Here is a 22,839-nt window from a genome sequence, read left to right as displayed (position 1 = left end):
CCGGTCTCAGCCGGCCGGTTCCAGCCGACGGATCCCGGCCGACGGACCTCGGCGCGCCGCGGGGAGAGGCGACGGGCCGCACTCCCCGCGGCGGGTCAGTGTTCGTCGACGACGTGACCGTTCTGGACGGTGCCGTCCTTGGTGAGGGCCATGGCCAGCGGGGCCTCCGGGAAGGTGGCGATGGCCGCCAGCGCGGCGTCCATCTGCTCGGCGGTCTCCCAGTGCCAGGTGTCGGTGTAGGTGCCGTCCTCGAACCGGACGAGGACGGCGTGGGTGAGTCCGGGGTGCCCCTCCCGGACGGTCGCGATCAGCGAGTTCCGGCGGGCGAGGAACTCCTCCAGGTCGGCGTGGGCGACGGAGTAGCGGTGCGAGCGGACGACGGACATGGTGATTCCCTCCTCGGACACGGTGACGTCTTCCTCGCTCACCAGGAGCCGGCGATCTGCCGGATCGGGGCGTTGAGCCGGTTGAAGAGGTTGGTGACGGCGGTCATCAGCAGGATCGAGGCCAGCTGCTGCTCGTCGAAGTGGTCGGCGGCGTCGTTCCAGACCTCGTCGGAGACGGCGTCGGCGCGGTCGGCCAGCCGGGTGGCGGCCTCGGCCAGCTCCAGCGCGGCCCGTTCGGCGTCGGTGTAGTACGGAGCCTCGCGCCAGGCGCCGACCAGGCCGATGCGCTCGTCGCTCTCGCCGAGCTTGCGCAGGTTCTTCAGGCCGGTGTCGACGCAGAAGCTGCAGCCGTTGATCTGGCTGACCCGCAGGTGGATCATCTCCATGAGCTCCTGGGGAAGGCCCTGCGACTGGGCGGCCCGCATCAGCTCCATGATCGGCTTCATGGCGGCGGGGATGATCGTCGCGGGGTTCTTCATCCGGGCTTCCATTTTGTTCTCCTCTGTCGTTGTTGGCGTGAGATCAGGTTGGCTGCCCGGGTTGATACATTCGCTATGCGACGACTATGGGGGGACAATGCTGCGGTTCACGCTTCTCGGGCCCGTCCAGGTGATCGTCGACGAGACGCCGCTGGCGGGCATCGCCCCACGTCACCGCGCGGTCCTGGCCTACCTGCTGCTCAACGCCGGACGGGTGATCAGCATCGAGCGCCTGATCGAGGCGGTGTGGGGCTACGACCAGCCGGACACCGCCCGATCGCAGATCCACGCCTCCATCACCGCGATACGCAAGGTGCTGCGCGGCGCGGGCGGCGGGGAGCTGCTGGAGACGCGCGCCGGCGGCTACGTCGCGAACCCGGCGCCGGGGCAGGTGGACACCCAGGAGTTCACCGACCTGGTGGCGGCCGGAGAGCTGCGCGGGGCGCTGGGACTGTGGAACGGCGAAGCCCTCGAGGACGTCCACGCCGCCTACGTCGCCGGAGTCCGGGACCTCTGGCACGACCGGCGGCTGTCGGCCTACGAGCGCCTGGCGGAGGCCGAGCTCGCCGCCGGACGCCACGGCGACCTGCTCGACGAGCTGGCCGCCCAGGCGGCCGCCAACCCGATCCGGGAGAAGCTCCACGGCCACCTGGTCCTGGCCCTGCACCGCTCGGGACGGCAGGCCGACGCCCTCGCCGCGGCGCGTTCCTACCGCGCCGCCCTCGCGGAGGAGCAGGGGCTGGACCCCGGGCACGCGTTCACCGAGCTGGAGCGGGCGGTCCTGGCCGACGATCCCGCGCTGCGCCTGGCCGCCGCCGCGGAGCCGCCCGCCGCCCGGCCGGCCGGGCCGCCGCCGGCGGCGCAGCGCTCCTTCCTCCCCTACGACATCCCGGATTTCTCCGGACGGACCACCGAACTGGAGCGGCTCGCGGGCGAGCACGGGGCGGCGGTCGTCACGATCGACGGCATGGCCGGGATCGGCAAGACCACGCTCGCCGTCCACGCGGCCCACCGGCTGGCCGGCCGCTACCCGGACGGGCAGCTCTTCCTCGACCTGCAGGCCCACACGGCGGGCCGGGAGCCGGTCGACTCCTCCGCCGCGCTGGAGGCCCTCCTGCGCCAGCTCGGGGTGCCCCCGGACCTGATCCCGGCCACGCCGGTCGAGCGGAGCGCCCTGTGGCGGGCCGAGCTGGCCGGCCGCCGGGTGCTCGCCGTACTGGACAACGCCCTCGACGCCGACCACGTGCGCCCCCTGCTGCCGGGCGCGTCCGACACCCTCGTCCTGGTCACCAGCAGGCGGCGGCTCGTCGACCTGCACGGCGCCCACGCGCTCTCGGTCGACGTGCTGGGCGAGGAGGACGCCGCCGGACTGTTCCGCCGGATCGTGGGCGAGCGCGCCCACGACGAACCCGACGCCGTGCGCGAGGTGCTGCGGCTGTGCGGGAGCCTCCCGCTCGCCATCCGCATCTCGGCCGCCCGCCTCCAGCACCGCCCGCGCTGGACGGTCTCCTATCTGGCGGACAGGCTGCGGGACCAGCGCCGGCTCCTGGACGGGGTGTCGGCGGCCTTCGCCGTCTCCTACGAGCAACTCGGCGCCGAGGAGCAGCGCATGTTCCGCCTGCTCGGGCTGGCGCCCGGCCGCGACATCGACGCCCGCGGCGCGGCGGCGCTGGCCGGGATCCCGGAGGAGGAGGCCGAGGAGCTCCTGGAGGGCCTCCTGGACGCCCACATGCTCCTGCAGCACGAACCCGGCCGGTACACCCTCCACGACCTGCTCCGCGAGCACGCGCGCTCGATCGCCGAGGACGACGGCGCCGCCCTGCGGCTGCTCACCTACTACCTGCACCGCTCCCGCGCCGCGATAGACCGGCTCTTCCCGCACAGCGTCGGCCAGCGGGAGGGCATCCCCCAGCCGACCACCCCGATCGCCCCCGTCCGCGACGCCGCCGAGGCGATCGCCTGGCTCGACGCCGAGCGGTCCAACATCATCGCGACCGCCGTCCACGGGCCCGAGATCTGCGTGGGCATGCTGGCCCTGGCGATGCGCCCGTACCTCGACCGGCAGGCGCACCACGACGACGCGCTCACGCTCCACACCCTCGCGCTCCAGCGCAGCCGCAAATTCGGCCACCACGAGTTCGTGGAGCGGGCGCTCACCGACCTGGCGTGGACCTACTGGCGGCTCGGCGAGTACGAGCGGGCGGAGGAGCACGCCCACCAGGCGCTGGAGGCGTGCGGGGAGGCCGACGAACGGGCGCGGGCGCTGCTCACCCTGGGAAACGTGGCCCTGCGCCGGCGGCAGGACGCGCAGGCCGAGCAGTACCTCAAGCAGGCGCTCGACCTCACCCGGATCGGCGCCGACACCTGGGGCGAGGCCCACGTGCTGGGCATCCTCGCCCTCGTCCTCGACCGGGCCGGCCGCCCGGAGGAGGCCCGCAGGCACCTCGACCTGGCGCTGGCGCTCCACCGCAAGATCGGCGATCCGGCCGGAGAGGCGCTGGTGCTCAACCATCTCGGCGTCGTCCTGCGCCACCAGGGCCTCCTCGACCAGGCGCGGGCCCGCCACGAGCAGGCCGCCGCGCTCTACCGGGAGCTCGGCCACGCCACCGACGAGGCGACCGCGCTCAACGGGCTCGCCGAGGCGGCCGGCGACCCCGGCCGGGCGATCGAGGAGCACACCGCCGCGCTCGCGCTCGCCGACGCGTCCCGCAACCGGCCCGAACGGGCCCGCGCCCACGACGGCCTGGCCCGCGCCCACCTCGCCCTCGGGCACTCCGGCGAGGCCCGCGAGCATGGGCGGCTGGCCCTGGATCTCTACGGGGAGCTCGGCGTGCCCGAGGCCGAGGAGGTCCGGGCCCTCCTGGAACTGGCCGGGTAGGGCCGCGCGGCGCCGGGGCCGTACGGGCGATGACGACCCCTCCTGATCAGGGAGTCTCGCTCTCGCCCGCGGGCGGCGTCCCGCCGGGGGCGGTGGCCGCGGGCAGGGTGAAATGGAACCGCGAGCCCCCGCCGGGGTTGTCCTCCACCCCGATCGAGCCGCCGTGCCGCTCGACGATGCGCTTGCAGATGGCCAGGCCGAGCCCGCTGCCGGTGTAGGGGCCGCCCCGGTGGGCCCGGTGGAAGTTCTCGAAGATCACCTCGTGCTGTCCCTGCGGGATGCCGATGCCCCGGTCGGCGATCTCGACGCGGATCCAGTCCGGCCGCTCGGTCGCGGAGGTGACGGTGATCTCCGGCCGGACGCCCGGGGCGGTGTACTTCACCGCGTTGCCGATCAGGTTGTCCAGCAGCTGGCGGAGCAGGGCCCGGTCGGCCCGGACCCCGTCCAGCTCGCCGATGTGGAAGATCGGGGCCTGGCCGCCCTCGGCGCCCTCGGGGAGGTCGCCGCGGGCGGCGGCGACCTCCCGCACGACTTTCCCGAGGTCGATCGGGACGGGGGTGATCGGCGCGTCCCGGGCGGTGGTGTGCGCCAGCAGGTCCTGGATCAGCTCCCGCATCCGCGACGACGCCCGCTGGATGTGGTCGAGGCTGATGCCCACCTCGCCCGGCGCGCCGTCGCCGGGCCCGGCCTCCACCGCGTCGGCCAGGATCTGCGTCCAGCCGTCGAGGGTGGTCAGCGGGTTGAGCAGGTCGTGGGCCACCACACCGGCGAAGGCCGCCAGCTCGTCGCGGTTCCGCCGCTCCTCGGTGACGTCGTGGAAGACCACGACCGCCGCGCCGTCGTTCACCGGCAGCCGGGTCGCGCTCACGTTGAGCAGGCGGTTCTCGGCCATGCCGGGGGCCCGCACGAGCACGTCCATGTCGCGGACCTCGTGCCCGGCCAGGGCCAGCCGGTACGGCATCCGCTCCACCGGGAGGGGGGTCCCGTCGGGGTACGACAGGCGGTGGTCGGCGACGCTGCCCGCGACGCCGTCGACGCCGAGCAGGCGCCGGGCGGCCGGATTGCTCAGGAGGAACCGCCCGTCGGCGTCGATGACGACCAGTCCGTCGTGTATCGACTCGACGATCGCCGACAACATCCCGGCCTGGGCGGAGACCTCTTTCTCGGCCGCGGCCCGCCGCCGGTCCAGCGCGTCCCGCTCGTCGCGGCCGAGCGCCAGCGCCAGCCCGATCACGGTGATCATCCCGACGAAGACCTGCGCCACCAGCACCCGGGCGGCGGGCGAGTCGACGACGGCGAAGGGGCCGTTGTCGTAGATGGTGAAGACGATCGCGATCGTTCCGGTGATCAGGCTGTGCAGGGCCACGAGGGTGGTGTCGAACCGCACGGCGGCCCAGACGGTCACCGCGGTCAGCAGGAACGCCAGCGGCAGATCGTGCCTGATGCCGAACGTCACGAGGTAGGCAGCCGCCGACGCCGTCAGCAGGGCGCAGAACTCGATGATCCGCCAGCCGCCGGCCCGGTCCGCCGCCGTCCGCGCCGCCTGCCACGGTGAGACCCGCCGCCGGGCACGGGCCCGCCGGTCGAGCAGGCGCCCCAGGCACAGGCCCAGCGCGGGGATCGCCATCATGTTCACGGTGTTGCGCCCCCACCACGCCGCGGAGCTCGGGGCCGACCACTGGCCGGTGAGCACTCCCAGAACGGTGGGGACGATCACCGCGCCGACCGTCGCCGCCGCCGCCGCGGCCGCCAGCAGCCCCCACAGGTGTCGCACCCGTTCGAGCCCTCCCCACGGGCGGGAGGCCCACAGATCCGGGCACACCCGGGCGATCACCTGCAGGAACAGCAGCATCTGCGCCAGGTTCACCGCGGTGAAGAAGACGGCGGACGGCAAGGTCGAGTCGGTCAGCAGGTTGACGGCGATGAAGATCGCCGCCATCGTCAGCACGTCCAGCCACCGGGACCGTTCGTGCCGCTGCACCAGCAGCCACAGCGCCCCCACTCCGGCCGCCGGCCAGACCAGGCCGAAGACCTCGCCGCCGGCCAGCTCGAGCCGTCCGGCGAGCGTCGCGGCCAGGTGCAGCACGGCGAACGCCGCGGTACGGCGCAGCGCCGCGCGGCCGCCGGGCGTCGGCGGGCCGGCGCCCGCCACGGAGCCCTCGTGGTCGTCGCCGCAGGCCGGGCTCCCCGTCGGCGACCAGGTCTTCAACCTTGTCACGGGGATTTCATCCCCCTCACGGGCCACGTGCTACCCGGCAGCCCCAATGTGGGTCTTCCGAATCCGGTTCACCCGGTCCTGGTCCGGCTCCCGAGTGATTCGGCGGTCGTCACCGGCCGGTCTCGGGATTCGCGGCCAGATGGGTCGTGGCCGCCTCGGCGTCGGGGAAGACGGCGAACGTGGCGCGCAGGCCGGTGACGTTCAGCAGCCGCGCCACCATCCCGTTCACGCCGGCCAGCGTGAAAGCCACCGTCTGCGCCTGGCAGCGGTTGTAGGCGCCGATCAGCTCTCCCAGGCCGACCGAGTCGCAGAAGCCCACCTCGGTCACGTCCACCACCAGACCGCGCAGGTCAGGTCGCTCCCACAGCGCCTCCAGGTACGCGCCCAGCAGCGGTTCGGAGCCGACCGCCAGCTCACCGTGCACCCGGGCGATGACGATCCCGCCGACCTGCTCCTGCAAGTCCACGCTCAGCTGCGCGTCGTCCCGGGAAGAAAATCTCATGCGAGCCCCCAGCACGTGTGGATGCAAGGCAGATACTTGCTCGCCTACCACCCCACAAAGGCTTCTAACGCCTGAAATATGGGCAATTCACCGTGTTCACGCGGTGAGGGACGCCCGGTCCGGACGTGCGTCCGCGGGCGGTTCCGCCCGCACGGTGCGGTCGCGGCCGGACTCCTTGGCGGCGGCGCCGGACGGCAGCGCGTCTCCGGCCTGGTGGCCGTGGGTGTCGTTGAACAGCTTGAACCGGTCCAGGTCGAGCGGGGCCAGGGTCAGCGGAGTGTCCTCGCGGGCGGCGCGCGGTCGAGCACAACATCGCGACCACGGTGGCCAGCCCGCTCAGGACGCACATCACGTCACGCGGCAGGCCGTACGGCAGCAGCACGAAGACCACCAGAGCGGCCACGCCGCCCAGGAGGTAGACCCGCCACGCCCGGGAACCGTTCACACCGCTCCATCGGCACGCCTCGCGGGCGCCTTGGGGAACGGGCCGGGGGAGGCCGTCCAGGCGGCGATCTGCGCCCGGGTGTTGAACCCCAGCTTGTTCATGATCGCCCGTATGTGGCTGTCCACCGTGTGCTCCGAGATGAACAGCCGCTCGCCGATCTGCCGGTTGCTGAGTCCCTCGGCGACCAGCCGCGCCACCTCCGCCTGCCTCCTGCCGAGCGGTGTCCCGTCCGGTCTCTCACCCGGCGCCTCGGCGGGCGGGGCGGGCGCGCCGAGTGCCAGTCCGATGGCGGCGTCCCTGCTCAGACGCCTCCCGGCCGCGTACTCGTCCTCGAACGCCGCCGCCCCCAGCTCCGCCCGGGCCGCCTGCCCGGCCCGGGCCAGCAGCGGCGGGAGGAAGGGCAGCACGCTCGCCCCGGCCTCCGCGCGCACCGTCTCGGCCGCCCCCATCAGCAGCGCCGCCGGCCGAGCCCGCCCGGAACCGGCCGCGACGCAGCCCAGCGCGCCGAGCAGCACGTACTGGCCCACCCGGTCGTCGATCCGGTACGCGATCCGCAGCGCCTCCGCCAGCAGCGGCTCCGCCTCGTCGGGCGCGCCCGCGATCAGCCTGGCGGAGCCCAGGTTCAGCAGCATCATGTCCAGGCTGTAGAGGTCGCCGGTCTCCCGGCCCAGGCGCACCCCCTCCGCGGCGGCCTCCGCGGCCGTGCCGAGATCGCCTTCGGAGAGGCCGTTCAGCGCGCGCGACTGCAGGAACATGAGAACGGCCGTGTCGTCGTCCAGCCCCTCCAGGGCGGCCCGGGCCCGCTCGCCCAGCCGCCCGGCCGCCTCGCGATCCCCGGACATGCTCGCCGCCATCGACGCCAGCGACAGCGACTGCGCCAGCACGGACGGCAGCCCCGCCTCCCCGGCCCGGGCCACCGCCTCGTCCAGCGCGGGGCCGGCGCTCGCCGCGTCCGACTGCAGCACCGCCAGGAAACCGCGCATGAAGGCGGCCCTGGCCCGCTCGGCCGGCCCGGCGCCCTCGCAGGCGAGCAGCTCCTCGGCCCACCGGACCCCCTCGTTGAGCGCGCGGGTGATCCAGTAGTAGCCGATGGCGTAGACCAGGTTCATGCCGCGCGCCGCGCCCTCGCGGGTCACGCATCCGCGCAGCACCGCGCGCACGTTGTCGATCTCCAGGTCCATCCAGTCGAGCCACTCGGCCAGCCGCCGCCGGACCTGCGGCGCGGCCCGCAGGCAGCGCGAGGTGTAGTAGTCGGCGAACCTCCGGCGGGCCGCCTCCTCCTCGCCGGCCTCGCGCAGTCTGAGCGCGGCGTACTCGCGCATCGTCTCGTGCAGGCGGTAGCAGGCCAGGTCCCCGGCGTTCTCCTTCATCACCAGCGACTTGTCGACCAGCGACGACAGGGGGGCCAGCGCGGGCGGGCCCTCCTGCCCGCAGACCGCCTCGACGTCCTCCAGCGTGAACCGGCCGGCGAAGACGCACAGCCGCCGCAACAACGCCTGCTCCGCCGGATCCAGCAGGTCGTGGCTCCAGTCGATGACGGTGCGCAGCGTCCGGTGGCGCGGGAGCGCCTGCCCGCCACCGGTGAGCAGGCCGAACCGGTCGTCGAGGCGGTCGAGGATCTGCCCGGCGGACAACACCCGCGTCCGCACGGCCGCCAGTTCGATCGCCAGTGGCAGGCCGTCGAGACGGCGGCACAGACCGGCCACCGCCGCCTGGTTCGCCGCGGTCAGCTCGAACGTGCCCGACGCCGCCGCGGCCCGTTCCGTGAACAGCATGACCGCCTCGTTCTGCCGCACCTTCGCCAGCGGCGGGCGGGGGTGGGGCGCCGACAGATCGAGCGGCGGACGGACGTGCGGCACCGGTGGATCGAGCGGCGGGCGCGGATGCGGCGCGGGCAGGTCGAGCGGTGGCACGGGCACCACGTGCTCGCCGGGCGCCGACAGCGGTTCCCTGCTGGTCGCGATCACCCGTACGCCCGGCGCCGCCCGCATCATCTCCGCGACCAGCCGGGCGGTCGCCGCGAGCAGGTGCTCGCAGTTGTCGACCACCAGCAGCAGCCTCTTGTCCCGCAGGTGCGCCGCCAGCACCGCCGACGGCTCGGCCGCGGCCTGGGTCCGCAGGTCCAGGGCCGCCATGACGGCATCGCCGACCAGCGCGCAATCACGTACCTCGGCCAGTTCCACCAGCCACGCGCCCCCGGGGAACCCGCGTCCGAGATCGCCCGCCGCCCGCAGCGCCAGCCGCGTCTTACCGACCCCGCCGGGCCCGACGAGACTGACCAGGCGGGCCTCGGCGAGGCTTCTCCTGACCGCGGCGAGTTCGCGACGGCGGCCGATGAAACTGGTCGCCTCGGCGGGCAGATTGCCCGGGCGGCGCGGGGGTCTGGCCATGGTGGCTCGGACACTACTCTCCAAATCACGAATTCACGTGATTTCGTGACCCCGATGGCTGTCCGCACGCTGGGAAGCGTGAAAGCCATCCGCTACCACGCTTACGGCCCGCCCGAGGTGCTGCGACTGGAGGACGCGGACATGCCCGCCGTCGGGGCCGGCGACGTGCTGATCCGCGTGCGCGCCGCCTCCGTCAACCCGCTGGACTGGCACCACATGCGGGGCGAGCCGTACTTCGCCCGCCTGGATATGGGCCTGACCCGTCCCAAGCACACCGCCCTGGGCGCCGACCTGGCGGGCGTCGTCGAGTCGGCGGGCCGCGACGTCACCGCCTTCCGGCCGGGGGACGAGGTGTACGGCGGCTGCGGCCTGGACCTCGTGCCGGGCACGACGGGCCTGGCCGAGTACGCCTGCCTGCGCCAGGACGGCATGCTGCGCAAGATGCCGGCCGGGCTGACGTTCGAGCAGGCCGCGGCCGTCCCGGTGGCGGCGCTCACCGCGCTCCAGGGATTGCGCGACAAGGGCCGGATCCGGCGCGGGCACCGGGTGCTGGTCAACGGGGCCTCCGGCGGCGTGGGGACGTTCGCGGTGCAGATCGCCAAGGCCATGGGGGCCGAGGTGACCGGGGTGTGCGGCACCGGCAACACGGAGCTGGTCCGCTCGATCGGCGCCGACCACGTCGTCGACTACACCAAGGAGGACTACACGCGTGCCGGGAAGCGGTACGACGTGGTGCTCGACCTGGTCGCCAACCGCGGCGTCCTGGCGAACCGGCGGGTGCTCGCCCCCGCGGGCGTCCTCGTGGAGTGCGCGCCGTCGAAGGGGCAGTGGGTCGGGCCGGTGCTGGGGATGGCCAAGATCATGGCGATGCCCCGGATGGCGCTCTTCCTGTCCCGCACCAGCGCCGACGATCTCACCGTCGTGAGCGGGCTCATCGAATCGGGGAAGGTCGCTCCCGTCATCGACCGGACCTACCCGCTGGACGAGACCGCGGAGGCCGTCCGGTATCTCGAACGGGGACACGCGAGGGGCAAGGTCGTGGTCACCGTGGACGCCTCCTGACGACGGCCTCCCCATGCGCCCGGCGGCGTCCCCGCGCCGGGCGCGGCACCGGCGGCGGCACTCCGGCCGCTCAGGCGGGGACGGACTCCAGGCCGGCGCCGCCGAAGGGAGGGTAAATCTCCCCGCCCATCCGCTCGGCCGCGTCGATGTAGTCGGCGAGGGCGTCACGGGACTGGGCGAGCCTGTCCATCTGATCGTCCAGCCGCCGCAACCGTGACCGCATCGCGGTCAGCGACTCGGGGCACCCGAACAGCTGCGGGGCCTCTCCGACCGCGCAGGGCAGCAGGTACGCGATGTCCTCGGAGGACAGGCCGGCGCCGAGCAGGTGCCGGATCTGCTTCACCCGCAGCACGGCCTCCTCGTCGTACTCGCGGTAACCGTTCGCGCCGCGGTCCGCCTCCAGCAGGCCCTGGGCTTCGTAGTAGCGCAGCTGATGGGCGTTGACGCCCGTCCGGCGACTCAGTTCCCCGATCCGCATCGAAACCTCCCTTGACCTTCACACCGGTATCAACGTTGACGATGCTGCCATGAACCACAAAAGCGACACACCCGTGACGGTCATCGGACTAGGACTGATGGGCCAGGCCCTCGCCGGCGCGTTCCTGAGGGGCGGGCACCCCACAACCGTGTGGAACCGTACGGCGTCCAAGGCCGACAAACTGGCGGCCGAGGGCGCGCGACCGGCGCCGACGGCCGCCGACGCGCTCCGGGCGAGTCCTCTGACGATCGTCTGCGTCACCGACTACCGGGCCGTGCACGAGCTGCTCGGCGCGGACGACGCCGCGCTGGACGGCACGACGTTGATCAACCTGACCTCGGGCACCTCCGCCCAGGCCAGGGAGGCCGCGCGCTGGGCCGGGCGGCGCGGCGCCCGCTACCTGGACGGCGCCATCATGGCCGTCCCGCCGGCGATCGGGACCGACGAAGCGGTGATCCTGCACAGCGGGCCGCAGGCGGACTTCGAGGCGCACCGGTCGACGCTCGGCGCGCTCGGTGCCGTCACCTACCTCGGCGCGGACCACGGACTGGCGTCGCTGTACGACGTGGCCGGTCTCGCCATGATGTGGAGCGTCCTGAACGCCTGGCTCCAGGGCACCGCCATGCTCCGGACGGCCGGCGTCGACGCCGCGACGTACGCGCCGTTCGCCCAGCGGATCGCCGCCGGTGTGGCCGAATGGCTGCCCGGGTACGCCGAGCAGATCGACAGCGGCTCCTTCCCGGCCGAGGTGTCGGCCCTGGAGACCGACGTGCGGGCGATGGCGCACCTGATCGAGGAGAGCGAGGCGGTGGGCGTCAGCGCCGAACTGCCAAAGATGATCAAGGCGATGGCCGACCGCTCGATCGCCGCCGGACACGGCGGGGAGCAGTATCCCGTGCTGATCGAAGAGTTCGGAAGGCCCTCCACCGGCTGACCGATCCCGGCGTCGCGAGCCGCTCGGAGCCGTCGCATCCGGGACTGCCGCGCGAGTCGGCCCGTGCCGGCGGTCCGCCGCGCGCGGCGGGCCGGTCACGGGCGTCAGCGACGCCAGTGGCCCGGCTGGACGAGGCCGGACTCGTAGGCGCAGATGACCGCCTGGATCCGGTCGCGCAGGCCGAGCTTGGACAGCACGTTGCTGACGTGGGTCTTCACCGTGTGCTCGCTGACCACCAGGGCTTCGGCGATCTCGGGGTTGGACAGGCCGCGGCCGAGGAGGGCCAGAGTCTCCCGCTCGCGGCCGGTCAGGGCGTCCATGCCCGGCACCGCGACCGGCGGGCGGGCGTCGCGCTGGAGGATGTCGTCGATGAGCTTGCGGGTCACGGCGGGGGCGAGCAGCGACTCTCCGGCCGTGACGACGCGGACGGCGTGGACGAGGTCGTCCCGTCGCACGTCTTTCAGCAGGAAGCCGCTGGCCCCCGCGTGCAGGGCCGCGTAGACGTACTCGTCGTTGTTGAACGTCGTCAGGATGATGATCCTGGCGGCGGTCTCGGCGCAGATCCTCCCGGCGGCCTCGATGCCGTTCATGACGGGCATGTGGATGTCGAGCAGGACCACGTCGGGCGAGTGGAGGCGCGCCGCCTCCACGGCCTGGGCGCCGTCGCCGGCCTCCGCGACGACCGTGATGTCCGGTTGCATGTCGAGGATCAGGGAGAAGCCGCTGCGCACGAGCTCCTGGTCGTCGGCGACCACGACGCGGATGGTCACGCGGGGGCTCCCGGCAGGCGCACCGAGACGGCGAAGCCGCGCCGGTCCGGCCCGTGGCCGAAGGACACCGTGCCGCCGCAGGCCGCCGCGCGCTCGCGGATGCCGACGAGTCCGTGCCCCGCCCCGCCGGTGTGGCCGCGGCCGTCGTCCGTCACATCGATCACGAGCGCGTCCTTCCGCCAGTCGAGCTCGATCGAGACCTTGCTCGCGCGGGCGTGCTTGACCACGTTGGTGAGCGCCTCCTGGACCACCCGGTAGGCGGCGGCCTCCACGTCCGGGGGCAGCGGGCGGGGCGTTCCGGTGACGGTCAGGGCGGCGGACTGCCCGGCGCGGTCCACGCTCTCGACCAGCGCCCCGATGCGGGCCACCGTCGGGGTGGCCTCGGAGGAGTCCTCGCCCAGCAGGCCGAGCAGGCGGCGCAGCTGGTCCATCGCGTCACGCCCGGCCGCGGCGATGGCGTCGAAGGCCGCTTCGGCGCGGCCGGGATCGGGCCGTACGGCCAGCGGCCCGGCCTCCGCCTGCACGATCATCAGGCTGATCGCGTGGCCGAGGATGTCATGCATGTCCCGGGCGATCGCCGCCCGCTCCCGCTCGACGGCCCGGCGCGCCTCCAGCTCCTTCTCGCGTTCGAGCTGGCGGGCGTGGGCCTGCCGGTTGGCGGCCGCCCGTCCCAGCGCCCAGGCCGCGACGTACATCACCAGCCCGCGCACCGTCGTGTCCGCGCTCGGCATGCGCAGGATCAGTCCGGCGAGCTGGGCGGTGGCGGCGACGGCGAGGATGGCCAGCCCCCATGTCCGCTCGCGCCGCGAGCCGTGCACGGCCACCGTGTAGACCGCGATCAGCAGCGCGTACGGGACGGGCTGCGGCGCGGTGTCGGGATCGTTCAGCAGGTACGCGCCGGTCGCGGCCGCCGTCGCGACCATGACCGCCAGCGGCGCGCGCCGCCGCCAGACCAGCGGCAGCACCTGGCCGAGCACGGGAAGGTACTGCTGGATCGTGTACCCCGTGACCGGGTCGGCCGCCCGGGTCGTCAGCAGGAAGGGCGCCGAGTGGGCCGCGAGGACGGCCAGGGCGACGGCGATGTCCGCGGCGAGGGGCGGGATCCGGCGGACGACACGGACAGAAGATCGCATAAGTGAGTGGATCATAGCTCAGGTGTACGAAGGGCCGACGAGGTTGTACGTGACCGCCACGATGGCGAACGCGGTCACGCCGAGGGCGACCAGCGTGTAGGCGATCCTGCCCGACGGCCTCCACCAGCGCTTCCACCAGGCCATCGCCGTACAGGCCAGCAGGGCGGCGGCCAGCGGCACCGTCAGCGACGCCAGGACCAGCAGCGCGATCAGCGAGGGAGCCCCTTCCAGGACCAGCGGCAGCGCCCGGCCCTGGTCGGCGAGCAGGCTGCCGAACCCGGCGGTGAAGGCGATCACGAGGGCGCCGGCCGACCAGGCGAGCAGGCGCGGGACGCGGGGCCCGGCAGGGGAGGACGACCGTCTGCGGGCCCGGATCGCCGCCACGGGGAATCCCAGGAGGGCGGCCAGCGAGACGGGGAGAGCGAAGGCCAGCAGGGCGAGGTGCAGCGACGGCTGGTCCAGCGGGCCGATCCGGTCGAAGACGACCGTGCTGCGGCTGATCGCCAGCTGTCCCGGCTCGGGGAAGGCGATGCGGTCCCAGCCGCCCTCCTCCTGGAAGACACCGGGTGCGAACTGGATCCAGCGCACTTGGCGGCCCTTGAGGCCGGTGGTGAGGATCTCGCCGCCGGCGGTCGCGGTGACGTGCACCGGCGAGTCGGTGAGCGCCTGAACCTTCAGCAGGCTGCCGTGACTGGTCCGGCTGCTCTGGTAGGAGCCCTCGTACTGCTCGGCGGAGGCGCCGGGCAGAGCCGTGACGGCCGGCGGCTGCGCGTCCGGGAGGTAACGGTCGATGATCTTGCGGGCCAGCTCGAACCCGTCCAGCCCGTGCCGTCCGGCGCCGTCGCCGTTGGACATGACGTGGATGCCGATGCCCTGCTCCGGCAGCAGGAACATGTAGGTGTGCATGCCGGGCATGTCGCCGGCCTTGAAGAGCAGGCGGTGCCCCTTGTACGGCGACTCCTCCCACATGAAGCCCATGCCGGGCAGCCGGGGGTCCTCGGTGTGCTGCTGCCGCTGCATCTCGGCCGCCACCCCGACCCCGAGACGGGGGTCGAGCTCCAGCTGGGCCTTCAGGTACGCGGCCATGTCCGAGGAGGTCGAGGCGGGCCCCGCGCCGGAGGCGGAGAAGTCCGCGCAGTCGGCCGTGGTCGGCGAGCCGTCCGCCAGGTAGGCCCTGGTGTCCCCCAGCCCGCCGCAGGCGATCACCGAGTTCTTCATGCCGAGGGGGGCGAATACGTTCTTCTCGACATACTTCTCGAAGGGCATCCCCGAGACCGTCTCCACCAGGTATCCGGCCAGGGCGACGCCGTAGTTGTTGTAGGTGACGCCGGTGCCGGGCGGGCGCAGCCGGGCGGGCTGGGTCGCGGCGAGCGCCTCGCCCAGCGGCCGGACGTTCGAGCCGCTGCCCAGGACGTGGTCCTCGTCGAATCCGGCCGTGTGCGTCAGCAGGTGCCGCAGGGTGACCGGGCGGCCCGGGTAGGTGTCACTGATCTTGAAGGTGGTCAGGTAGGAGTTGACGTCGGCGTCCAGGTCCAGCTTCCCCGCGTGGACCAGCTGCAGGGCCGCCTGGGCGGTGAACAGCTTCGTCTCCGACCCGATCAGGAAACGCGTGCGCTCGGGATCCACCGGGAGACGGCGCTCCACGTCGGCCCAGCCGTACCCCTTGTCGACCACCTCCCGGCCGCCGGCCACCACCGTGACGGTCGCACCGGGGATCTTCTCCTCGGCCATGACCGAGGTGACGTGCTCGTCGACGAGTTCGCCGACCCCGGGAAGATCGGACGGCGGGGCGGCCTGCGCCGGGGTGGCAGAGAGGACCAGTGCGGTGAGGAGCTTCAGCAACATGTCGTCAAGGATCTTGCAGACCCCCTTTCCGGCACATCGCCGACGCCGCCCATTCCCCCCTCCCCCGCGTGGGGGAGTGAGGACGGCGTCCCGTGCCCGGCGTGTGACCCGGAAGCGGGTGCGGACGCGTCAGCCGCGCGGCGCGTACATGATCACCAGGACGCCGGCCAGGCAGACCAGCGAGCCGATGACGTCCCAGCGGTCGGGCCGGAAACCGTCGGCGACCATGCCCCACAGCAGGGAGCCGGCGATGAACACGCCGCCGTAGGCGGCCAGGGCGAACAGCAGCGGGGAACGGGCGACGGTCATGGTCGTCATTGCACCAGGCCGGCCCGGGGCCCGCGGTGCCGGGGCCACCGGGGAGACCCGGTCAGCACCCGCAACCGCCACCGCAGCCGCAGGCCCGGCCGGACGCGGCGGCGGCCCGGACGCGACGGCGCCGATGCCACCACCACAGCCCCGCGGCGGCGGCGATCAACACCCCGGAGGCGGCCAGCAGCGTCCGTTCGGCGATCGCGGCGCCGGCTCCGGTCAGCAGTCCGCCGGCGATCAGCAGCGGAAGCGCGCAGCAGGCCGCGCAGGCCAGCACCGCCAGGGCGGCGGTGATCCTGCTGCTGCGCGGCGGGCCGCCGTCGGCCGGGACGTGCTCCGGCGCCGACGTTCCGGGAGCCGCCGGGGCGCCGAGGGCCGGGGTGGGGTGGTCGTGGCGGGTGCTCACGGGCGGGGCTCCTCAGGCTCGGCCAGGCCGGCGAACGGCAGCGGGCAGTCGGGGCAGGTGCAGTGGGTCAGGCTGTCGCAGCGGGCGGCTATCACCTGCCGCAGCGTGGCCCGGATGGTGGTCAGGTCGGCGATCTTGCTTTCGATCTCGGCCAGCTTGAGCGTGGCCCGCTGCCGCAGGTCCTGGCTGGGGTGGGCGCGCCGCCCGGTCTCCAGCAGCTCGGCGACCTCGTCCAGGGTGAAGCCGAGCCGTTGCGCGGCTTTGATCACGCCCAGCAGGGTGACGGTCTCGGGCGGGTAGGTGCGGTGCCCGCCGGGGCTTCGCCGTGGCTCGGTGATCAACCCGCGGCGTTCGTAGTAGCGCAGGGTCTGGATGTTGACCCCGGCGCGTTCGGCGACTTGGCCGGTGCGCAGGTACGGCTCCGGAAGGTCATGCGGCATGCGTGCCCCCCGCCGCCGCGTCGGCTCGCCGCTGCAGGGCGTCCAGCACGTCGATGTGCTGCTCGGGCACCTGTATCCGCAGGCCCATGGCGCCGCCGTCGATGGTCAGGGTGAAGGCGAAGAAGGAGCAGCAGCCGCTCTCCCGTGCCGCCAGCTCGGCGGCCCGCGCGGCGTTGTCCGGACTGAAGACCAGGTCCAGCCGCAGCCGGGTGGGCCCGGGCCGGTGGACCGCCTGTACGGCGGCGGCGAACAACGCGTCGAACTCGGCGACTCGCAGGGGCTGCTCGGCGGTGGGCAGGGTGCACGCCGACGGCACCCACTGCTGGTCGAGGGTGATGTCCCGGTGTGTCATGTCTCGACGGTAAGGCTGTACCCGGGTACCGGATGCAAGTCCCGCAGGCGGAATCGTCCGCCGGGCTGTCGACGCCGGGATCGCCGGGCTGGTCCGCGCCCGGCGGGAGCATGGCCGATCCCGGACCGGGCCCTGGACCGCCGTGCACCGGCGACCCCGGAAAAGCACGACAGATCAGGCAAGGGGAAGACGCCCGCCGTCCCGGCGCCCCCGTTTCTGGGCTCCGCCGCCCCGCCCGTCTCGCCGTACGACCGCACCGCGACACCTGCGTCGCCCTGGTCCTGCACTTCGCCTGGGGCACGCTGGAGTACAAGGACACCGAGGCCGACCCGGCCGGCGCCGCCGTAGGACACCGACCCGACCGACGGACCATCCTCGGAAAGCCGGCCGGTGGGGGTCTCAGACCCCCACCGGCCGGCTGGGCGATGTCGTCTCTGCGATTCGAGAGCGTCGATCCGCTCGTCGGTGACTTCCGGAAGGACCCTATTCCCAGCGGAACCAGCGGACCGCGACGATCGTGCACCCGATCGCGTAGGCCGCCAGCGTCAGCAGGGGGGCGGCGGAGGGGAAGTGGCCGAGGTAGGTCTCCTGGAAGGCCTGCATGCCGGCGCCGAGCGGGGTGTAGTGGCTGATGGTCTGCAGCACCTCGGGCATCTGCGCGATCGGCACCCACAGCCCGGCGAAGAACATCATCGGGAAGAACAGGACCGTGCCGATCGCCGTGGCCGGGCCGCGTCCGGGCGCCAGCGCGGTGATCAGCAGGCCGATCGACAGCAGCGCGGCGCTCGCCAGCAGCCAGGAGAGGACGAAGCCGACGGGGTGCCGGGGCAGGTCGACCCCGAAGCCGAGCCCGGCCACCGCCAGGAACAGGATCGTCGCCACCAGCGCGATGGCGAAGTTGGCCACCAGCTGGGCGGTCAGCACCCGGGCCGGACCGATCGGCGTGGTCTGCAGGCGCCGCAGCACCCCGTTCTCCCGATAACCCGCCAGCGTGGTCGGCAGCGCGGTCATGGCCAGGATGGCCAGGTTGAACAGGATCAGGACAGGCACGTAGAGATCGAAGTACGTCAGACCGCCGGCGGCCTCCACGGGCTCCCGCAGGGCCGGCACGACACCCAGGATGATCAACACGATCAGCGGGCAGCCGACGCCCCACAGGGGACCGACCTTGTCGCGGATGCTCAGCTTGCTCTCGGCCTTGATGAGCCGCCACGTCGCGGAACCGTTCCTGGCGGTGACGGAGGCGGTGGCGGGGACGGCGTTCAGGACTGACATGGTGGTGGCCTCTCTTCGTCTCTTCGTCTCTTCGCGCGAGGGGGGCGGGCTGCAGATCGGACGTCTAGTGGGAACCGAGGCGGCTGCCGGTCAGCTGGACGAACGCCTCCTCCAGGCTCGCCTGCTCGATGCGCAGCCGTTCGGCCACGATCTGGTTGCGGGCCAGCACGGTGGTCACGGCGTTGAGCGCGTTGTCGTTGCCGGTGACGATGACCGTCTCGCCCCGGCGGGTGACGCCGGAGACCTCGGGCAGGCTCGTCAGCAGGTGGTCGGCCAGCGGCCTGGACGGACGGAACCGGATGCGCTGCTCGATGCGGGCCCGTTCGGTGAGACCGGCCGGGGTGTCCACCGCGACGACGCGGCCGCCGTCGATCAGCGCCAGCCGGTCGCACAACCGCTCGGCCTCCTCCATGAAGTGGGTGACCAGCACGATCGTCACCCCGCGGGAGCGCACGTTCTCGATCAGCTCCCAGGTGTCGCGCCGGGCCTGGGGGTCCAGGCCCGTGGTGAGCTCGTCGAGGATCGCCACCCGCGGGCTGCCCACCAGCGCCAGCGCGATCGACAGGCGCTGCTTCTGGCCGCCGGACAGCTTGCCGTAGGCGGTCTTCGCCTTCTCCGCCAGACCCAGGCCCTCCAGCAGTTCGCGCCAGTCGGCCGGGTCGGGGTAGAAGGAGCTGTACAGCTCCAGGGCCTCGGCGACCCGCAGCTGCTCGGGCAGCTGACCGGCCTGCAGCTGCACGCCCAGGCCCCGGGTCAGCTCGGCGCGATCCCGGCGGGGATCCAGTCCCAGCACCTCGATCTCACCCCGGTCCGGCGTCCGCAGACCCGCGATGCACTCCACGCTCGTGGTCTTGCCGGCGCCGTTCGGGCCGAGGATCCCGAAGATCTCACCCTCCTGCACGGTCAGCGAGACGTCCTCGACCGCGACCTTGTCGGCGTAGCGCTTGTGGAGGTTGCGCACCTCGATCACTGCTGGCATCTCCGTGTCCTCTCCGGGCTTGATCCGTCGTTGTCCGGCTGCACTAAGCGTGCTACGACCAGCACTTCCTCCAACACCGGCCAGCAGACGGGGCCTGTCTGCCGAACGGTGGGGACGCCGGATCAACCGATCGGTGGATTGCCACCCGGCCGAGGCGGACGGAGGCGCCGCCGCCGTGGGCGCGTTATCTGGAGACGACGGTCACCGCCTGCGGTCCCGGGGGCCGGCGATGGATGACATCGGCGAGGAACTTCGCCAGATCGGCCCGGTGCAGGGACTGCGACGCCTTGACCCGCCCGGTGACCTCCAGGATTCCGGTCGCGGGTTCGTCGTCGAGTTTCGGCGGCCGCACCAGGGTCGCCGAAAGCGCTGTGCCGGTGACGAGACGTTCCTGACGGTCGACCTCGGCCAGGCGCTCGCGCCCCACGGCCGCAGCGTAGATCATCCGTCCGAACCGGGACAGCTGCCCGGCGCTGGCGGCGCCTCCGAGGGCGGAGACCAGCACCAGATGCGCGCCGGGCGCCACCTCCTGGGCGGCGGAGAGCAGGACGCCGGTGGCCTGCGAGCGCACAGTGCCCGGGGCGTCCCCGCGGGGTGCGGCGACCAGGGTGATCACCGCCTCGGCGGCGGAGACGGCGCCGCGAACGGCGGCCGGGTCGGTCGCGTCGCCTCGGTGCAGCCGGGTGCCCGGCGAGCTCGCGGTCACGCGATCCGGCCGGCGGGCCAGGACCGTCACTTCGTGATCGCGCTCCAGGATCGGCAGCACCAGGGCGCCGGTGGCGCCCGTGGCGCCGAGCAGGGTCACTCTCATCGAACCTCCAGATGGCTTCCTATGTTGATAGCGTCAACATGGGAACGTAACCGCCAATATAGACAGTGTCAACATTGGGAGAGTGCCGATGGCCGAGCGGACGTATCACCACGGGAACCTGCGGGCGGCCTTGATCGACGCCGGCCTCCAGCTCCTGGAGGAGGGGGGAATCGAGGCGGTGGGCATCCGGAGCGCGGCACGCGTGACCGGAGTCAGCCACGCCGCGCCGGCGCGCTACTTCCCGACGGCGACGAGCTTTCTGGCCGCCGTCGCGGCGGTCGGCTACGAGCGGCTGGCGGCCGCGCTGGCCGAGGCCGTGAACTCGGCCGAGGACGCGCTGTCGGCCTTCCGCGCCGCGGGTCTGGCCTACGTCGCCTTCGCCCGCCGGGAACCGAACACCTTCCGGGCGCTCACCCATCCGTCACTGGCCGACAAATCCCAGCACCCCGATCTGCTGTCGGCGTCCAACCGGGCCTTCGACGTGCTGCGGGCGGCCGTCGTGCGCGCGCAGGCCGACGGCCACGTCGTCTCTGCCGCCCCGGCGGCGCTGGCGCTGACGGCGTGGTCCACCGTGCACGGAATCAGCGCTCTCATCGTCGACGACCAACTCGCGGCGAAGGGCTACGCCGACGACCCGGACGACCTGGCGGAAGAGGTGCTCGCCACGTTGTTCCTGGGTCTGCGGCCGACGGAGGGCTGAGTCGGCGACGGCGGCCGTGACGCGGTCCGGCTCAGATGGCCAGCCGCCCGCCGTCGACGACGATGGTGGCGCCGTGCACGAACGCCGCCCCCGCACCGGCGAGATAGACGGCGGCGGCGGCGATCTCCTCCGGCGTGGCCGGCCGGCCGGCGGGGAAGGTGCTGGTGAACTCGTCCAGCCCGGCGCCCATGGGCGCGGTGCCGGGGGTGCGGGTCGGGCCGGGCGCGATCGCGTTGACGTTGACCCCGGCCGGTCCGAACTCGGCCGCCCACGCCTTGGTCAGCAGTTCCAGGGCGGCCTTGGACGCGCCGTACAGCGCCATGCCGGGAGTGCCGAGGTGGGCTGCGATCGAGCTGACGTTGATGATCCGGCCGTGTCCGCGCGCCGCCATCAGCGGGGCGAGCGCGGCGGTCAGGAAGAACGGGGCCCGCACGTTGAGGCCCATGGCGGCCTCGAACGTCTCCTCGTCGGTCTGCGCGGTGCCGCCCATCGGGTAGATGCCGGCGTTGTTGACGAGCACGTCGATCGAGCCGTGCGCCTTGGCCGCCTCGATGAGGGCGGCGACCCCGTCCGGGGCGCCGAGGTCGGCGATGACCGGCGAGGCGGCGCCGCCTCCGGCGGTGATGCCCTCGACGACCTCGGCGGCGCGCGTCGCGTCGCGCCCGGCGACGAGCACATGGGCGCCTTCGCGCCCGAACGCCTCGGCGATGGCGCGGCCGATGCCGGAGGTGGCGCCGGTGACGAGAGCGCGCGAACCGGTGAGCTGCATGAGGACCTCAATTCCACGACAAGAACTGGACTGTACGGTCCACTCTAAACACAATTGGACTGCGCGGTCCAGTTCGGTGGTACGGTGGTGACGTGCCGGAGGAACCGAAGACCGCACGTGGGCGGCGCACCCGGGAGCGCATCGTGGTCGGCGCGGCCGGGCTGATCGAGCGCCAGGGCGTCGAGGCCACCAGCCTCGACCAGGTGCTGGCCGCCGCCGAGGCCAGCAAGAGCCAGCTGTACCACTACTTCGCCGACAAGCAGGCGCTCGTCCGCGCGGTCATCGCCTGGCAGGCCGCGTCGCTCGTCGAGGGCGTCGAGGAAGGGCTGTCCCGGATCGACTCCTGGGCGAGCCTGGACGCCTGGTTCGAGACGCTCGTGGCCCACCAGCAGGCCATGGACTGCCACGTCGGATGCCCGATCGGATCACTCGCCGCCGAACTCGCCGACACCGACGAGGCGGCGCGGCAGGATCTCGCCCGCGCGTTCGACAGCTGGGCGGCGCATCTGCGCACGATGCTGGACCGGCTGCGGGAACGCGGTCTGCTCACGCCGGGGCTCGACACCGAGCAGCCGGCCTACGCCGTACTCGCCATGATCCAGGGAGGACTGCTGCTGGCCAAGACGACCCGTGACCCGGAGCGGCTGCGTGCCGCCCTCGTCGCGGTCGGCGGTTACCTGCGCTCGCTGGCGCCGCCCTCCTGAGCCTCGTCCTGAGCCCGTGCGTGGCCAGGCCGTAGGCGGTCACCGCCGGCCCGATGACGATCAGGCCGTAGGGTCACCGCCGGTCCGATGACGATCAGGCCCATGCCGCCGCCATCAGAACAGGCGGCCGCCGCGCAGCCGCCACTGGACGGAGAGCACCCGCATCGGGCCGTTGGCGAACAGCCACTGGCCCGTCCAGACGACGGCGAACATGGTCGCGAACGTGGAGAAGGGCACGGGGCCGTCGATGCCGGGGATCAGCCCTCGCTCCAGCAGCGTCCACATGAGCAGACCCTCGGGGACGATCGTGACCAGGCCGAAGAGAGTGGGCCAGTCCTTGTCCCAGCGGAACTGCATCAGCAGGTGGTAGAGCAGCTCCCAGCCCAGGCCCGCGACGGCGGCCGCGAGCAGGATCAGGTAGGCGGTCAGATACGTCTCGGCCAGGGAACCGGAGCCGCCCGGCAGCACCGGAACGACCAGCGCCGTCAGGACCACGCCGACGGTGGCGAGCAGGAAGATCCGGGTCTGCAGGCGGCCGGCGAGGGTCGGGATCACGGCGTGCTGCTCCTTG

General features: G+C 73.1%; 22 protein-coding genes and 2 pseudogenes. 5 read left to right on the top strand and 19 right to left on the bottom strand.

Annotated features, from left to right (window positions below; all coding sequences use genetic code 11):
* Nucleotides 1-95: 95 nt before the first annotated feature.
* Both Plo01_RS27500 and Plo01_RS27495 read right to left on the bottom strand, forming a co-directional pair.
* Entirely contained in the window at nt 96-407 is a 312-nt protein-coding gene (locus Plo01_RS27500) for a hypothetical protein (RefSeq protein ID WP_203893585.1), read from the bottom strand.
* A 17-nt stretch (nt 408-424) separates the two neighbouring features.
* A complete protein-coding gene (locus Plo01_RS27495; RefSeq protein ID WP_203893584.1) occupies nt 425-877 on the bottom strand; it encodes a carboxymuconolactone decarboxylase family protein in 453 nt (150 codons plus the stop codon).
* Nucleotides 878-962: 85 nt separating this feature from the next.
* On the opposite strand from Plo01_RS27495, the gene Plo01_RS27490 reads away from it, so the two are divergent.
* Entirely contained in the window at nt 963-3,743 is a 2,781-nt protein-coding gene (locus tag Plo01_RS27490; RefSeq protein WP_203893583.1) for an AfsR/SARP family transcriptional regulator, read from the top strand.
* A 46-nt stretch (nt 3,744-3,789) separates the two neighbouring features.
* Here the strand turns inward: Plo01_RS27490 and Plo01_RS27485 are convergent, their stop codons facing one another.
* The 4 genes and pseudogenes from Plo01_RS27485 to Plo01_RS27470 form a co-directional block, all read right to left on the bottom strand.
* Nucleotides 3,790-5,961 (bottom strand): ATP-binding protein, encoded by a 2,172-nt coding sequence (locus Plo01_RS27485; protein ID WP_203893582.1) that lies wholly within the window; start codon nt 5,959-5,961, stop codon nt 3,790-3,792.
* A gap of 109 nt (nt 5,962-6,070) precedes the next feature.
* Entirely contained in the window at nt 6,071-6,463 is a 393-nt protein-coding gene (locus Plo01_RS27480; protein ID WP_203893581.1) for an anti-sigma factor antagonist, read from the bottom strand.
* Nucleotides 6,464-6,559: 96 nt separating this feature from the next.
* A pseudogene (locus tag Plo01_RS41405) lies at nt 6,560-6,748 on the bottom strand (diguanylate cyclase domain-containing protein); the annotation flags it as partial.
* A 156-nt stretch (nt 6,749-6,904) separates the two neighbouring features.
* Nucleotides 6,905-9,298, bottom strand: a complete 2,394-nt coding sequence (locus Plo01_RS27470) for an ATP-binding protein (RefSeq protein ID WP_203893580.1) — start codon at nt 9,296-9,298, stop codon at nt 6,905-6,907.
* Between the two features lie 54 nt (nt 9,299-9,352).
* Here Plo01_RS27470 and Plo01_RS27465 point away from each other — a divergent pair, with 54 nt between their 5' ends.
* A complete protein-coding gene (locus Plo01_RS27465; RefSeq protein WP_203893579.1) occupies nt 9,353-10,360 on the top strand; it encodes an NAD(P)-dependent alcohol dehydrogenase in 1,008 nt (335 codons plus the stop codon).
* A gap of 70 nt (nt 10,361-10,430) precedes the next feature.
* On the opposite strand, the gene Plo01_RS27460 is transcribed toward Plo01_RS27465, so the two are convergent.
* On the bottom strand, nt 10,431-10,838 hold the full coding sequence (locus Plo01_RS27460) for a MerR family transcriptional regulator (protein ID WP_203893578.1): 408 nt from the start codon (nt 10,836-10,838) through the stop codon (nt 10,431-10,433).
* 49 nt (nt 10,839-10,887) lie between these two features.
* Between Plo01_RS27460 and Plo01_RS27455 the strand changes: the two genes are divergently transcribed.
* The gene (locus Plo01_RS27455; protein ID WP_203893577.1) at nt 10,888-11,772 is read left to right on the top strand and encodes an NAD(P)-dependent oxidoreductase; all 885 of its coding nucleotides are present in this window, start codon (nt 10,888-10,890) and stop codon (nt 11,770-11,772) included.
* A gap of 104 nt (nt 11,773-11,876) precedes the next feature.
* Here the strand turns inward: Plo01_RS27455 and Plo01_RS27450 are convergent, their stop codons facing one another.
* From Plo01_RS27450 to Plo01_RS27405, 10 genes and pseudogenes are all read right to left on the bottom strand, one after another.
* Nucleotides 11,877-12,542: a response regulator gene (locus tag Plo01_RS27450; protein ID WP_203893576.1), complete on the bottom strand. Its 666-nt coding sequence runs from the start codon at nt 12,540-12,542 to the stop codon at nt 11,877-11,879.
* Nucleotides 12,539-13,675, bottom strand: coding sequence for a sensor histidine kinase (locus Plo01_RS27445; RefSeq protein WP_239317155.1), 1,137 nt, complete (start codon nt 13,673-13,675; stop codon nt 12,539-12,541). Before Plo01_RS27445 ends, Plo01_RS27450 begins: the two co-directional genes overlap by 4 nt.
* Nucleotides 13,676-13,693: 18 nt before the next feature.
* The gene (locus tag Plo01_RS27440; RefSeq protein ID WP_203893574.1) at nt 13,694-15,520 is read right to left on the bottom strand and encodes a serine hydrolase domain-containing protein; all 1,827 of its coding nucleotides are present in this window, start codon (nt 15,518-15,520) and stop codon (nt 13,694-13,696) included.
* A 129-nt stretch (nt 15,521-15,649) separates the two neighbouring features.
* Nucleotides 15,650-15,796: pseudogene (locus Plo01_RS27435) on the bottom strand (YnfA family protein); the annotation flags it as partial.
* Nucleotides 15,797-15,890: 94 nt separating this feature from the next.
* Complete coding sequence (merT, locus tag Plo01_RS27430) at nt 15,891-16,238, bottom strand: mercuric ion transporter MerT (protein WP_203893573.1); 348 nt, start codon at nt 16,236-16,238, stop codon at nt 15,891-15,893.
* Entirely contained in the window at nt 16,235-16,678 is a 444-nt protein-coding gene (locus Plo01_RS27425) for a MerR family transcriptional regulator (protein ID WP_203893572.1), read from the bottom strand. The genes merT and Plo01_RS27425 overlap by 4 nt, the downstream gene beginning before the upstream one ends.
* Nucleotides 16,668-17,030, bottom strand: coding sequence for a hypothetical protein (locus Plo01_RS27420; RefSeq protein WP_203893571.1), 363 nt, complete (start codon nt 17,028-17,030; stop codon nt 16,668-16,670). The genes Plo01_RS27425 and Plo01_RS27420 overlap by 11 nt, the downstream gene beginning before the upstream one ends.
* Before the next feature lie 483 nt (nt 17,031-17,513).
* On the bottom strand, nt 17,514-18,305 hold the full coding sequence (locus Plo01_RS27415) for an ABC transporter permease (RefSeq protein WP_203893570.1): 792 nt from the start codon (nt 18,303-18,305) through the stop codon (nt 17,514-17,516).
* 64 nt (nt 18,306-18,369) lie between these two features.
* Entirely contained in the window at nt 18,370-19,284 is a 915-nt protein-coding gene (locus tag Plo01_RS27410) for an ABC transporter ATP-binding protein (RefSeq protein ID WP_203893569.1), read from the bottom strand.
* A gap of 184 nt (nt 19,285-19,468) precedes the next feature.
* Nucleotides 19,469-20,095, bottom strand: coding sequence for an NAD(P)-dependent oxidoreductase (locus tag Plo01_RS27405; protein WP_203893568.1), 627 nt, complete (start codon nt 20,093-20,095; stop codon nt 19,469-19,471).
* An 88-nt stretch (nt 20,096-20,183) separates the two neighbouring features.
* Between Plo01_RS27405 and Plo01_RS27400 the strand changes: the two genes are divergently transcribed.
* Nucleotides 20,184-20,795, top strand: a complete 612-nt coding sequence (locus tag Plo01_RS27400) for a TetR/AcrR family transcriptional regulator (protein ID WP_203893567.1) — start codon at nt 20,184-20,186, stop codon at nt 20,793-20,795.
* Between the two features lie 31 nt (nt 20,796-20,826).
* On the opposite strand, the gene Plo01_RS27395 is transcribed toward Plo01_RS27400, so the two are convergent.
* Nucleotides 20,827-21,564 (bottom strand): SDR family NAD(P)-dependent oxidoreductase, encoded by a 738-nt coding sequence (locus Plo01_RS27395; protein ID WP_203893566.1) that lies wholly within the window; start codon nt 21,562-21,564, stop codon nt 20,827-20,829.
* 92 nt (nt 21,565-21,656) lie between these two features.
* Here Plo01_RS27395 and Plo01_RS27390 point away from each other — a divergent pair, with 92 nt between their 5' ends.
* Nucleotides 21,657-22,268 (top strand): TetR/AcrR family transcriptional regulator, encoded by a 612-nt coding sequence (locus tag Plo01_RS27390; RefSeq protein WP_203893565.1) that lies wholly within the window; start codon nt 21,657-21,659, stop codon nt 22,266-22,268.
* A 114-nt stretch (nt 22,269-22,382) separates the two neighbouring features.
* Here Plo01_RS27390 and Plo01_RS27385 read toward each other — a convergent pair whose 3' ends face one another.
* On the bottom strand, nt 22,383-22,823 hold the full coding sequence (locus tag Plo01_RS27385; protein ID WP_203893564.1) for a hypothetical protein: 441 nt from the start codon (nt 22,821-22,823) through the stop codon (nt 22,383-22,385).
* Between the last annotated feature and the right edge of the window lie 16 nt (nt 22,824-22,839).

This window comes from Planobispora longispora (genome assembly GCF_016863135.1).
Lineage (GTDB): Bacteria > Actinomycetota > Actinomycetes > Streptosporangiales > Streptosporangiaceae > Planobispora > Planobispora longispora.
This window is presented reverse-complemented; position numbering and strand designations above follow the sequence as displayed.